General features: G+C 44.0%; 12 protein-coding genes. 6 read left to right on the plus strand and 6 right to left on the minus strand.

Annotated elements, in window-relative coordinates; all coding sequences use genetic code 11:
• The first annotated feature begins 236 nt into the window (after positions 1 to 236).
• Complete coding sequence (locus E4K68_RS07820; RefSeq protein WP_135378375.1) at positions 237 to 1,139, plus strand: RluA family pseudouridine synthase; 903 nt, start codon at positions 237 to 239, stop codon at positions 1,137 to 1,139.
• Between the two features lie 83 nt (positions 1,140 to 1,222).
• On the opposite strand, the gene E4K68_RS07825 is transcribed toward E4K68_RS07820, so the two are convergent.
• Genes E4K68_RS07825 through gap form a run of 3 tightly spaced genes read right to left on the minus strand, consistent with a single transcriptional unit; the run spans position 1,223 to position 4,760 of the window.
• Entirely contained in the window at positions 1,223 to 1,975 is a 753-nt protein-coding gene (locus E4K68_RS07825; RefSeq protein WP_135378376.1) for a DeoR/GlpR family DNA-binding transcription regulator, read from the minus strand.
• 22 nt (positions 1,976 to 1,997) lie between these two features.
• On the minus strand, positions 1,998 to 3,731 hold the full coding sequence (gene pyk / locus E4K68_RS07830; protein WP_135378377.1) for a pyruvate kinase: 1,734 nt from the start codon (positions 3,729 to 3,731) through the stop codon (positions 1,998 to 2,000).
• A gap of 18 nt (positions 3,732 to 3,749) precedes the next feature.
• Entirely contained in the window at positions 3,750 to 4,760 is a 1,011-nt protein-coding gene (gene gap, locus E4K68_RS07835) for a type I glyceraldehyde-3-phosphate dehydrogenase (protein ID WP_135378378.1), read from the minus strand.
• A gap of 350 nt (positions 4,761 to 5,110) precedes the next feature.
• Between gap and E4K68_RS07840 the strand changes: the two genes are divergently transcribed.
• From E4K68_RS07840 to E4K68_RS07850, 3 genes are read left to right on the plus strand one after another with little or no spacing between them, the layout of a single operon-like run.
• Entirely contained in the window at positions 5,111 to 6,031 is a 921-nt protein-coding gene (locus tag E4K68_RS07840) for an ABC transporter ATP-binding protein (RefSeq protein WP_135378379.1), read from the plus strand.
• Positions 6,024 to 7,028: an ABC transporter permease gene (locus E4K68_RS07845; RefSeq protein ID WP_135378380.1), complete on the plus strand. Its 1,005-nt coding sequence runs from the start codon at positions 6,024 to 6,026 to the stop codon at positions 7,026 to 7,028. The genes E4K68_RS07840 and E4K68_RS07845 overlap by 8 nt, the downstream gene beginning before the upstream one ends.
• A 12-nt stretch (positions 7,029 to 7,040) precedes the next feature.
• Positions 7,041 to 7,853 carry a GDSL-type esterase/lipase family protein gene (locus tag E4K68_RS07850; protein WP_135378381.1) on the plus strand — a complete coding sequence of 271 codons (813 nt, stop codon included), beginning with the start codon at positions 7,041 to 7,043 and terminating at the stop codon, positions 7,851 to 7,853.
• Positions 7,854 to 7,961: 108 nt separating this feature from the next.
• Here the strand turns inward: E4K68_RS07850 and E4K68_RS07855 are convergent, their stop codons facing one another.
• Positions 7,962 to 9,095 (minus strand): glycosyl hydrolase family 18 protein, encoded by a 1,134-nt coding sequence (locus E4K68_RS07855; RefSeq protein WP_135378382.1) that lies wholly within the window; start codon positions 9,093 to 9,095, stop codon positions 7,962 to 7,964.
• 71 nt (positions 9,096 to 9,166) lie between these two features.
• Complete coding sequence (locus E4K68_RS07860) at positions 9,167 to 9,703, minus strand: TIGR00725 family protein (protein WP_135378383.1); 537 nt, start codon at positions 9,701 to 9,703, stop codon at positions 9,167 to 9,169.
• A gap of 155 nt (positions 9,704 to 9,858) precedes the next feature.
• Between E4K68_RS07860 and E4K68_RS07865 the strand changes: the two genes are divergently transcribed.
• Positions 9,859 to 10,575, plus strand: coding sequence for a 4Fe-4S binding protein (locus E4K68_RS07865; RefSeq protein ID WP_135378384.1), 717 nt, complete (start codon positions 9,859 to 9,861; stop codon positions 10,573 to 10,575).
• Positions 10,576 to 10,729: 154 nt separating this feature from the next.
• On the opposite strand, the gene E4K68_RS07870 is transcribed toward E4K68_RS07865, so the two are convergent.
• On the minus strand, positions 10,730 to 12,340 hold the full coding sequence (locus E4K68_RS07870; RefSeq protein ID WP_135378385.1) for a gamma-glutamyltransferase family protein: 1,611 nt from the start codon (positions 12,338 to 12,340) through the stop codon (positions 10,730 to 10,732).
• Positions 12,341 to 12,719: 379 nt separating this feature from the next.
• Between E4K68_RS07870 and E4K68_RS20615 the strand changes: the two genes are divergently transcribed.
• Positions 12,720 to 12,872, plus strand: a complete 153-nt coding sequence (locus tag E4K68_RS20615) for a hypothetical protein (RefSeq protein ID WP_199241716.1) — start codon at positions 12,720 to 12,722, stop codon at positions 12,870 to 12,872.
• The last annotated feature ends 79 nt before the right edge of the window (positions 12,873 to 12,951 follow it).

A 12,951-nucleotide genomic window follows, 5' to 3' on the forward strand; every position in this document is an offset into this window, starting at 1 on the left:
TTGAAACTATCTCCCTTTTACTCGAAATAAAATACAAATGAACAGAGGTCCTAGCACTGTACCGTCAAAAGAAGTTCGGTGATAGGATTTTTGGTGATAATGAGAAATATGTGGTAATATAGGGGGAGCTTTGCCCCTTACGTGTTGCGGATATTAAGTTTTAACTATGTATTATAAATATATCATCAATGGATTAGAAATGTTGTGGAATGAATGAATAGATTGGAATTACTAAAATGAAGTCATATACTGCATACCCAATCGTTGAGGAGCATCAGGGCCTGACGGTTGAGGTTTACTTAAAACAGATTCTGAAATATTCGGGAAGAAAAATCCAAAAGCTGACCCGGCAAAAGGGAATTTTGCTGAACAAAAAAGCCGTCTTCTTGCAAAAGAACGTTAAAAAGGGAGATATTTTGCGCGTTTTGACTCTTGAGGACTCATCCTACGGGGTCGAACCAGAGCCAGGGCCAATCGAACCATTATATGAAGATAGCTATCTAATCGTCTTGAACAAGCCCTCCGGTCTTCTGGTGCACCCGACAGGCCAAACTTCCCAGGGTACGTTAAGCAATTACCTTGCTCATTATTATCAACAACAGGGAGCCATCTGCACAGTTCGTCCAATCCACCGTCTGGACAGAGAGACTTCGGGGTGTGTTGTATTTGCCAAAGACAGCCAAACCCAAGCCCAATTAGAGAAATTCCTGAAGGAAGGAAGCCTAAAGCGCACTTACAAAGCCGTGGTGGATGGAATTCTGGACCCTCCCGTCGGCACAATCAATGCGCCGATTGGCCCCCATCCCACTAAGCCGAACCGTCGTGCGATCAACCAAAAAGGGGATCAAGCCATAACACACTATAAGACTGTTCAAAGCTTTTCCAGAGCTTCCCTCTTGGAACTAACTCTAGCCACCGGCAGGACGCATCAGATCCGTGTTCATTTAACCCATATAGGACACCCCATTATCGGGGACAGGATGTACGGAAAAAGCTCAGCTCTCATTTCCGGTCAAGCCTTACACGCCTTTTCTTTGCACTTCCCGCATCCAGTTGAGCCACTCGAAATTGCGGTCGAAGCTCAGTTCCCAGCAAGCTTTTTACGAGTGATTGAGAATTACTCAAAAATAGAAGGGTAGCACTGCCACCCTTCTATTTTGTATTTAACTACTATATCTATTCTGCTATACCGGTTAAAGCTCTAATGTATGAACTTCGTAAGTTAGGAAATTAAAACGTTGATGCCCATACTCTTAAGTTCTGCTCTTATGCTTGTAGGTAGACCAGAGTCGGTCACAAGTGTTTGCACACGATCCCAAAGGGCAAACGTATGAAAACTAACTTGCCCTATCTTGGCACTATGGGCAACAAGGATTACTTCCTTGGCTACTTCAAGCATGGCTTGTTTAACTTCAGATTCTAACATGTTGGAAGTCGACAAACCCCGTTCAAGGTTTACCCCCGTAGCTCCCAAGAACAACTTATCGGCATTAAAGCCCTTGAAAACGTCTCTTGCCATCGGCCCGACAAGCGCAAATGTGCCGTTTCGAACTTCTCCCCCTGTCAATAGCAACGTAATCTCATCCAAATTACCGAGTACACTGGCAATAGGCAATGAATTAGTAATCACAGTACATTTTGTATTCAGGGCTTGTGCAATCGCTAGTGTTGTAGTACCGGCATCTAAAATAATTGAATCTCCTTCTGAGATCAACGAAGCAGCTAGACGGCCAATTCTGGCCTTCTCGCGTTCAGCCTCGCCCATTCTCATCATTAATAAGGTATCCTTTGGGGGTACCGGAGGGTAGATTGCTCGTCCGTGTTCCCGTTGAATTAAACCCAACGTGGCAAGGCTCTTGAGATCTCGGCGGATTGTCATTTCAGATATATTAAACCGCTGCGCTAATTCAGTCACGGTTAATATCCCATGTTCTTGCAGTAAGTAACGAATCTCATTCTGCCTTTCTGAACTCACGATCTTACTCCTCTCGTAATCTTTAAAGAATACTAACAGAGCCCTCATACATCATGCCACTCAAGGCATCGACCGTCAATGTCTGACCATTAGAGACTATGGCAAAGGCTTCTTGAGCACCAACGATCGCCGGAATCCCATATTGTAAGGCGACAATCGCAGCGTGCGATGTCAAACCGCCCTCTTCTACGACTAATGCTCCAGCTCGGGCAATCAGGGGTATAAAACTCGCGTCCGTCGATTCTGTGATGAGAATGTCCCCATCATTAAAAGGGTCCTGCTCAGGAAATTTAATTTTACGTGCGCAACCGGAATAGGACTTGCGTCCGATTCCGACCCCCTTAGCCAAGATATTTCCCATAATTTGAACTTTAATCATATTCGTAGAGCCGACCTTACCAATAGGAACGCCCGCTGTAATAACCACCACATCACCGGCATGAATATAGTTTTGATTTAACGAGGTATTCACAGCAACTGACAACATTTGATCAGTTCCTGAACTTTCAGGCACAAGCAAGGCTTGAACACCCCATTGTAACGCTAATTTTCTTGCAGTGGTAGCAAATGGGGTTGCAGCGACAATCAGGGCAATGGGTCGATACTTGGAAATCATACGCGACGTTAGGCCCGAATGCGTCGGCGTTAAAATAGCAGCCGCTTCAAGGTCTTTTGCTATGGAATAACTCGCAAAACAAATCGCCTCGGCAACATTGAGCTGAGTATGTCGAGTGGCCAGATTAACCAAACTCGTCTTTTCCGTCCGTTGTGCAATTTTATCCATCATTTGAACAGCTTCCACTGGAAAAAGCCCAGCTGCTGTTTCACCCGATAACATAATGGCATCCGTTCCGTCCAAAATTGCGTTGGCAACATCACTTGCCTCCGCCCGGGTAGGCCTAGGTTGACGAATCATGGAATCAAGCATCTGAGTTGCAACTATAACAGGCTTACCTAACAAATTGCACTTTCGAATCATTTCTTTCTGGCTGATAGGTACTTCTTCGACCGCAATTTCAACACCAAGGTCTCCGCGTGCCACCATCAGTCCGTCAGCGACCTCAAGAATATTATCTAAGTTAGTCAGCCCCTCTTGGCTTTCGATCTTAGCGATAATATGGACATCTGCTCCCATTTCCTCAACGACCCGACGTACGGCCAAAACATCTAAGGCCTTACGAGTAAAGGAGGCGGCAATAAAGTCAATCCCTTGAGAAATACCAAAACGGATATCCTCTATATCCTTTTCTGTGACAGCCGGTAAATCGATTCGGGTGCCTGGTACATTTACCCCCTTTTTCGACTTAAGCACTCCACCGTTTCGGATAAGGGTTTGAATAATACCTCTGTCTACAGAGGTCACTTCTAAATCGATTTGACCATCATCAATGAGGATATGAGTACCTGGGGTAACTTCTTGCCATAAATCAGCATAAGTAATTCCGACCCGTTGCTGATTACCCAGACTTAGATCTGTATCCAGACTCAAGACAGAGCCATTTTCAAGAGTAATACCCTCATCCGGAACCTTTCCAGTGCGTACTTCTGGCCCTTTGGTATCGAGCAGGATGCCTAGATGCTTCCCTATTCTGGCAGCTTCCTCTTTTAGAATTACGATTCTACGACCATGTTCTTCATGGGTTCCATGTGAGAAATTGAGGCGAGCGACATCCATACCCGCAGCTAGAAGAGCTTGAACCTTTTCCTTGGACTCACTTGCCGGACCAATAGTACAGACAATTTTTGTCCTTCTCATGGAACATTCCCTCCTAACTTACAAGCCTGAGTTGACAATATGCTTCACAAGATCCAAAACGCGGCACGAATAGCCCCATTCGTTATCATACCAAGCCAGTACTTTAACCATGCGATCTCCAATCATCATGGTTGATAAACCATCTACGATCGAGCTAGCAGGATTACCATTATAATCATGTGAAACAAGGGGTAATTCCGAATATTCGAGATATCCCTTCATTTTACCCTCTGCAGCTCGGCGTAAGGCAGTATTAACTTCCTCTTTCGTCGCAGGTCTGGATAAATTAGCAACGAAATCAACAAGAGAAACATTCGGTGTTGGCACGCGAACAGCTAGTCCATTCATTTTTCCCGCCAATTCGGGGATGACAAGGGAAACCGCATTAGCCGCACCCGTCGTTGTTGGGATCATGGATTGATAAGCGGCCCGGGATCTACGCCAGTCTTTATGCTTTACGTCCACAGTGCGTTGGTCATTTGTGACTGAATGGGTCGTTGTCATCATCCCTTGTTCAATTCCAAACGTATCCACTAAAACTTTAGCAACCGGTGCAAGACAGTTGGTTGTGCAGGAAGCGTTCGAAACGATATGGTGCTTCTGTGGATCATATTTATCGTCGTTAACACCCATAACGATCGTGATATCTTCTTTTTTAGCCGGAGAAGAGATTACAACCTTTTTCGCTCCAGCGGTAAGATGTTGTGCTGCGGCATCGCGTTTCGTGAAATGACCGGTGCACTCGATCACTATATCTACTCCGAGTTCACTCCAAGGCAAATTCAGAGGGCTTCTGTCTGCAAGAAGTTGAATACGTTTTCCATCAATAAGCATTGTGTGGCCATCGACTTCCACTTTATTAGGAAGGATTCCATGAACCGAATCGTACTTAAGCAAATGTGCCAACATATCGGGGCTTCCCATATCATTAATGGCCACCACTTCGAAGGGCAGTGATTGATTTAGGGCGGCACGCAGTGAAAGTCGACCAATTCTACCAAAACCTGTAATTGCTACGCGGACACTCATGATTAACCTCCTCTTAATAACCAGTCAATACGAAAAATTGCTCATCATATACCCTATTCGGTGCAAATTTAATAATTCCTGCTTTTATTTTTTCACAAAGCTCCATGATACGAACTTGTACTATAGCTAGTCCTTACCCAATTTAAGTCTGATAAGGGTCTTATCCCCCTAACTGTTCATCTTCACCTAGAATGGCTGACCCTTATTCTATTTATTGTTTCCCGGGAACAAAAAGTCTCGTGCATTTTTAATTCTTGAGAATAAGGATAACTCAAGCTGTCTATTTAGGTAGAATTTATCTATAATGTACTTGGTAGCTAGTCGAATAATAACGTCCTAAAGGAGAAGTTATGCAGCAAACCGCAGTATTAGAACTCACCGACTTAAGAAAAACAATTAAAGGAAAGGAAATAGTCAGAGGAGTAAATCTCACTCTTTATCCATCCCAAATTTTCGGCTTTCTGGGCCCTAATGGCGCAGGAAAAACAACAACGATCCGTATGATCGTAGGATTAATTAAACCCACGCAAGGGTCAGTAACCATCTGCGGCTATTCTGTAGCCCATGATTTTGTAAAAGCTCTGTCGAATGTCGGCTGCATCATCGAGAGCCCAGATATGTACAAGTACCTAACAGGTATGGAAAACTTGTTACAATTTGCTGCTATGAATAAAACGATAACTCAGCAACGGATTAAAGACGTCGTGGAAATGGTGGGTCTCCAGCATCGGGTTAAAGACAAAGTAAGCACCTATTCTTTGGGCATGCGCCAACGCCTAGGAATTGCCCAAGCTATCATGTCTAGACCTAAGCTTTTAATTCTTGACGAACCAACCAATGGCCTCGACCCTGCTGGCATTACTGAGTTTAGAAATCTGATCAGAAAACTTGCCTATGAAGAAGGTATGACGGTGTTTGTATCGAGCCACTTACTGTTGGAAATTCAGCAAATGTGTGATGTCGTCTCCATCATCAAGCAAGGAAGCGTCATCAAAACCGCCAGTGTACAGGAAATCATAAAAGATGAAGCTCGGATCGAGTGGCAGTTAAATAATCCTGAGAAAGCGATAACACTTCTCCGGGAACATTGGAATATCGAAGCTGTTCAGTTAAAAAAGACAACCATTAGCGCTTCTCTTAGCCAGCAACCTCTTGATAAAATCAATGAATTTTTGATCAGAGAAGGCATATCACTCACCTATTGCACTACCAAACAAAACAGTTTAGAAGATCTATTTTTAGACCTTACGGAAGGGGATCAAATTGTTTAGTCTAATTGAAAATGAAGTCATTAAAATGATATCCAAGAAACGACTTGTGTTTGTCTTGGCAATTCTGGTTGTGCTGATCTCGGTCTTTGCTTATGGTCAACAAAAAACTCTCGAAAGAACCAAGGCCCAACTCTCTCAACGCATGGGAGTTACAGCGACGGATGACTGGCGAAAGCTGGCGAATCAACAATTAATCGATTTGAAGAACAGGCTTGATAGCCCTTATGCGGATGATAAAAGTAAATCCTCCCTTCGGGTAAGAATGGAACAACTCCAGTATAACGTGAACAATAATATTAACCCGCTCGAACAGTCCGCTGCAAAATTTACCACCAAATTCATGGAACAAGCTATTTTCTTATTCTTGCCACTATTAATTATTATGTTATCGGCTGATATGGTGTCAGGGGAAGCCTCTAGCGGAACCATCAAACTACTTCTTGTCAGGAACGTTCCAAGGTGGAAGATTCTTTTGAGTAAATATTTGACCCTGGTCATCTTAGAAATCGTTGTTATCTTCTTTTCGTTTGTGCTCTCAACAATTATTTCGGGATTCTTCTTTGGTTTCGGAGGATGGCTAGCCCCAGTAGCGACTGGTTTCAAAGTCCTGGCAGGGAAATTGGATACCACCACTGTCCTCAACGTCCCCCAATGGCGTTATTCGCTCATGGTTTATGCCTTGGCTTTTTTTGTATCCGTCGTCGTGGGCAGTATCTCATTTATGATCTCCATCTTAGTCAAAAGCACCGCCGCCTCGATAGGCATAATAATGTCCACCCTCGTAGCGGGTAATTTTATTAGCTACTTTCTCACAGATTGGAAGATTACGCGCTATATGTTCATGGTCAATTTACGACTCACGGATTATTTATCAGGATCCTTCCAGCCGATTGAAGGAATGACGATGCTATTTTCGATTACAGTCCTTTTAGGATGGGCTATCGCTTCGATCCTTATTAGCTTCGTCTATTTTACAAAACAAGATATCCTTGTCTAAGGAGAAATGAACGTGTTAAAAAAAAGCATGTGGTACTCTATTGTTACAATTGCCTTTGTGGGCTTCATCGTTTTATCGATCGGTTTCTATCAGGCGATCATCGTCACGACAATGACTGATCCTCAGCCACCAGATACCTCAACGACTCAAACCACAGGAAACTCGACAACAAACCTATCGTCCAAGAATGCCAGCTCGTTTAATGTGCTCATTCTGGGAGACTCTGTCGCTAAAGGGACTGGTGATGAAAAGGGCAAAGGGTTTTCTGGATATCTACCCGAGTCTTTCAAAAACAACACCTCTAAAGAAATCGTCGTCAATAACGCAGGAATAGACGGGCTTGAAAGCCTAGGCCTTTTAGAACAGCTTCAAAGCAAAAAGTTGGAGAAAACTATCATAGATTCAGAGATGATCCTAGTCTCGATTGGTGGAAATGATATAAGAAGCATCCTTTCCCTCAACGATCTCGCTAAGGAAGATCAATTCAAAGTGAGACAGGACAGTTATCTTGCCAATTTAAAGCAAACTCTAAAAGTCCTACGAACCACCAATCCCAATTCCAAGGTCATTTTTGTAGGGCTTTACAATCCGTATGAAAAAGCAAACAGTCTTGAAGATATCCGACTTTTGCATACCTGGAACTATAATACCCAACAGCTCGTCGAAGACGATGGAAAAGGAATTTTCATACCAACCGACGACCTATTGAAGTTTAATCTCGGTAAATTTATCGCCAAGGATGGTCTACACCCAAATTCTGCAGGGTATCAAGCTCTATCCAATAGAATTAGCAAATCTGTAGAAACGATCATAGCGGGATATTAATTCAAATAATATCTCTACCACATTCTAAATCATCCACATCGAATCATGCTCACATTCATTAAAAATGCCGCTGTTTGTCATAAACGGCGGCATTTTTAATGACAAGATTTATTTGCGTGAAGCATACCCTTTTAAGACATCGGTCCACAAGGTTGGATCTTCGATACCCATTCGCCAAACGGCGACTCCATGCAGTTGATTCTTCTTAGAACTCGTTAACTTTGAAGTTAGGCTACGAACATTCTCTAAATAAACTTCATGACGCACTCCGGCCTCGGTGAAGGTATAGTGCGCAACTTGTTGATTTTCATCATACAGAATGCTTACGTTTTTTGTCTTAGCTAACTCAATGGCTTTAGCATAGGTTAAATACGTTGGCAGAAGTGGTTTGTTCGAAGCCCAGTTACTACCATAGACAGGCAGACCCAAAACTAGTTTCTCTTTAGGAATTTTGCCAATAGCAAACTTAATGACGCGATCAACCCACCCCTGAGAGGCAATAGGGCCTTGAGTTGTGCCCACACCATGTTCTTCATAAGTCATTAAAACTATTTGATCCGCTGCCTTACCTATAGAAGCGTAGTCAAATGCACCCGACCATAAATCGTTAGGATCGTCTATATATTTTGCTGGAATCGAGACATTCAGAATCTTGCCATTTGCTTTGAGCACACTATGCAGCTCATTCAGAAATGCTGTGTAAATGTTACGGTCGTTAGGAAGAACTTTCTCTATATCGATCGCAATACCATCCCAGTTATCGTGGGTCGTCAAAGCCACTAGATTTTTAACAAAGACAGCACGAACTGTGCTATTCGCCAAAACCTGATGAGCCAATTGCGGGTTAAATCCCTCATCACCACCCAGATTATGGACCAAAGCATAGGCTTTTGCTCCACCCTTCTGAGCTGTTTCCTTTAGGCTTAAGTCAACATTACCAGTACTTTTAATCTTTCCCGCTCCATCAAAGGAGTACCAGAAAAACGCTACTTCATCGAGTGTTTTAATATTTTTAGCCAAGGAATCCTTTGATTTTGCTCCGGCATCCGTATAAAAACCCAAAACAACTCGCTTACCAGCTCCCAAAACATCGTCACGGGAAGCCTCAGCTTGTGGAGGTTGACCATTGACTCCCATTTGTGCGGGGGGAGTCTGCGGTGCAGGCCGAATGCCTGTACACCCACTGAGTGCTGTACCTAGGATTGAAAGGGATATAACGATTAAAGTCAGATACCGTTTCATGCGTTTACTCCTTTTATCATTTTTCGGTTCACTGACATTTATCTTTCCCACTTCAATTTTCAATATGTGATTTAGTAGTTCGTTTTGGGAGGGGGTACCACGGAGCGGCTTAAAACAATATCTAATGCCTCTTTCGCCGTCTGGGCATATTCGAGTTTGATGCTTTTTCGTTCATCCAGAAATGCCTCTTCATACGCAATCGTCCTTACCTTTTTGGCCCATCCGCCCGAGGGTTCAAGGATTACGACCAGTTTGAGATTTAGATAGGCAGCCGACAATTCCCCCAGCGTACCATTACCGCCACCCACCATGATCAGCGCATCGGAAGAATGGACGAGAATCAAGCTCCGATAATCAAAGCTTAATCCCGTGTTGATCGGAATATCGATATATTGATTGGCTCTATCCATGGTGTCTCCCGGTAAAATTCCTACCACGAGCCCATTGGCCTCTTTAGCACCTTTAGACGCCCACTCCATCACCCCGTTCGTACCACCCGTTAAAAGTATAGCGCCTCTTAGAGCAATCTCCCTTCCTACTTCTTCAGCCGCTTGCTGAAGTTCAAGGGGTATATCTCCCGACTGTCCGATGACTCCGATACGTCTCATCGATTCATTCACTCCTTTTTCCGCAAATTAAAGAAAGCTCCCGCCATATACAGCAGCTAAGTTTTCGTTACCTCTATTATATCCACATGTCATCTTGTATAATAGCTATAATCAAGGTCAGACCATTGACCTTTAACATAAAGGGGGATCTAATCATGAAACGAAAAATCATAACCATTGATGAAGAAAAATGTAATGGCTGCGGCCTTTGTGTTGGTGCCTGTCACGAAGGGGCTTTACAACTGATCGATGGAAAAGCCCGGCTTATTTCTGAAAGCTATTGTGACGGTCTCGGGGACTGTCTGCCCGAATGCCCGACCGGATCCATCACTCTTGAGGAACGAGAAACTGCCGATTATGACGAAGAGGCCGTCCAGAAACACCTGAACAAAAGCAAGGCAAAGTCTGAAGGTTGTCTAACCTCTGGTTGTCCAGGCACTCAGGCAAAGCTCCTTGCCAAAAAACAGCCTGAATCTGCACATGTTCAATCCAATGAAGCCTCACAGTCGCAGCTTAGTCAGTGGCCCTGCCAGCTAAAATTAGTTTCGTCAAACGCACTTTACCTTGATAACGCCCATTTACTGCTAGCAGCCGACTGCACTGCGTTTGCTTATCCAAATATTCACCAACAGTTCATGCGGGATAAAATCACCCTAATTGCCTGTCCTAAGCTAGATGATGTTGATTACTCGGAAAAATTAGCGACTATCTTGAAACTTCACGAAATTAAAAGCCTAACGATTCTGAAAATGGAAGTACCTTGCTGTGGTGGACTTGTTAACGCTGTAAGAAAGGCCATGATTAACAGCGGGAAAATGGTTCCCTGGGAGGTCGTAACGATATCAACCAACGGGAAAGTAATAGAGGCTTGATATAGGGCCATTCAATACTTAATTTATAACTAGACTTAATACTCGACTTATACTCGAACTCGAACGAACTTCATACCCTATAGAACGAATAAACCCCGGCAATAGACCGGGGTTTATTCGTTCTATAGGGTATGAAGCAAGCCTTTAATGAGCTTTACCACATAGCAATATGCCCATCCGCTCTCGGCTCAGTACCACCCACCAATACCCCATCCTTCGTTCTCCAGATAATTTGACCACGTCCAAAACTAGAGGTATCCATGGACCATCGGATGTCATGTCCCCTTCGTGCTAGCTCTTGGGCAATATGCTCAGGGAAAGAGTGTTCAACCTCTATAGTCTTCCCATGGGTCCATAGCCAACGTGGTGCATCAAGACTCGCTTGGGGATTCAAATGATAATCTACCGTGTTCATGATCACCTGCACATGCCCTTGGGGTTGCATGAAACCTCCCATCACACCAAATGGGCCCACTGGAAGGCTATCTTTCGTCAAAAAACCGGGAATGATGGTATGGTAAGGCCTTTTACCTGGTTGAAGACAATTGTCATGGTTCGGATCCAGAGAAAAGTTATTTCCGCGATTATGAAGGCTAATTCCTGTTTCAGGGACCACCAGGCCGGATCCAAAGCCCATATAGTTACTTTGGATCATCGAAACCATGTTTCCCTCACCATCCGCTGTTGCTAAATAGACCGTCCCCCCCTTCGGTGGATTGCCAGGTTCAGGCAGAAGCGCTTTTTCTCCGATTAGCTTTCGACGTTCTGCAGCATACCCATCTGATAGCAGATCTTCAATCCTTACGTTCATCTGAGAAGGATCAGCAATGTATTTTTTTCCGTCAGCAAAAGCCAGCTTTAGAGCTTCAATTTGCCGATGATACGAATCGGGGCTTTCTTTCACCTCGAAATCAAACCCTCTTAAACTATTTAAGGCCATTAAAGCAACGAGTCCATGTCCATTGGGCGGAATTTCCCAAACCATATATCCACGGTAATTAATGGAGATCGGGGTTACCCATTCCGGTGTGTAGGTCGCCAAGTCGTCTTTTCTCAGAAAACCATCATACAGTTTAGAAAATTGATCGATCTTATCCGCGATGACTCCACTATAAAACGATCGGGCGTTTGTTTCTGCAATCGATTGTAACGTGCGGGCGTGATCTTGTGAACTCCAAATCTCACCAATTCTTGGAGCGCGTCCTTGGGGAGCAAACGTCTTAAACCATTGCTTAAATTGCTCGTCTTTAAGGTCTTGAGCATATCGATTGAAATCAATTTCCCAATTCCTCCCAACCGTCGGTGAAACGGGATAACCTTGTTCAGCAAATGTAACTGCAGGTGACATGACTTCGGTCAGAGGAAGCTTACCGAAACGGGCAGATAACTCAGCCCAGGCTGCTGGCGCCCCAGGAACGGTGACAGGAAACCATCCATATGTAGGCATTTCTTGGTGTCCAGCTCTTTTCAAAGCTTGCAACGTAAGTTGTTGAGGTGCTGGGCCGCTGGCATTGAGTCCAAAAAGTTGTCCCTTTGTCCAGACCAAGGCAAAAGCATCTCCTCCTATTCCATTGGAGGTTGGCTCAACCACCGTCAGACTGGCCGCTGTAGCAATCGCTGCGTCAATCGCATTTCCACCTTTTCTTAAGACCGACAACCCCGCTTCAGCAGCAAGAGGCTGAGAAGTGGCCACCATACCATTTTTAGCGTACGCGGTCATTCTGCGTGACGCATAAGGATTATAAAGCGTATCAAAGTTTAGCATCTTACGTAGTCTCCCTTTACTTAGTATTTCCATATCACCTTGGCCAGCGGCCACCTAGTTGCTCAATGATTACACATACACTATAGATTACACAAATTGTATAAGCAAGCAAGAAAAACACACTCAGCAAACAAGATATCTAGGATTAAATCAGCCCTAAATATTTTGCCATATTGTTCCATATTTGATGTACCTTGCATATCATGTGGTATCACTGGAAGGGAGGAAACGCAAATGGCATTTGGTAACGTTGATGGAGCAGCTTGCGGTTGCGGAAAAGGCTTTGGCGCAGGGATCGCGGCAGTTGTGGTAATAATTCTTCTTTTGATCGCAATGGGAATCGTATTCTAAATCTAACTATAGAAAGGTGGAACTTCTTATGTATGGAATGGGTTATGGTGGAATGAGCGGAGCATGTTGTCCTCAACCTGTTGCAGCCCCAGTTGCTTCTTATGGCGTGGGCGCAGGTGTAGGAGTAGGAATTATCGCAGTGGCTATTTTGATTCTTATCGCATTAGGCGTTATATTCTAAAAAATCACTTCTTAAAAATAAGCTTGATAAGAAAACCGACTTAAGTTAAAAGGCTATCACAAAATTGATAGCCTTTTAA

The organism is Desulfosporosinus sp. Sb-LF, assembly GCF_004766055.1.
In the GTDB taxonomy this organism is placed as follows: domain Bacteria; phylum Bacillota; class Desulfitobacteriia; order Desulfitobacteriales; family Desulfitobacteriaceae; genus Desulfosporosinus.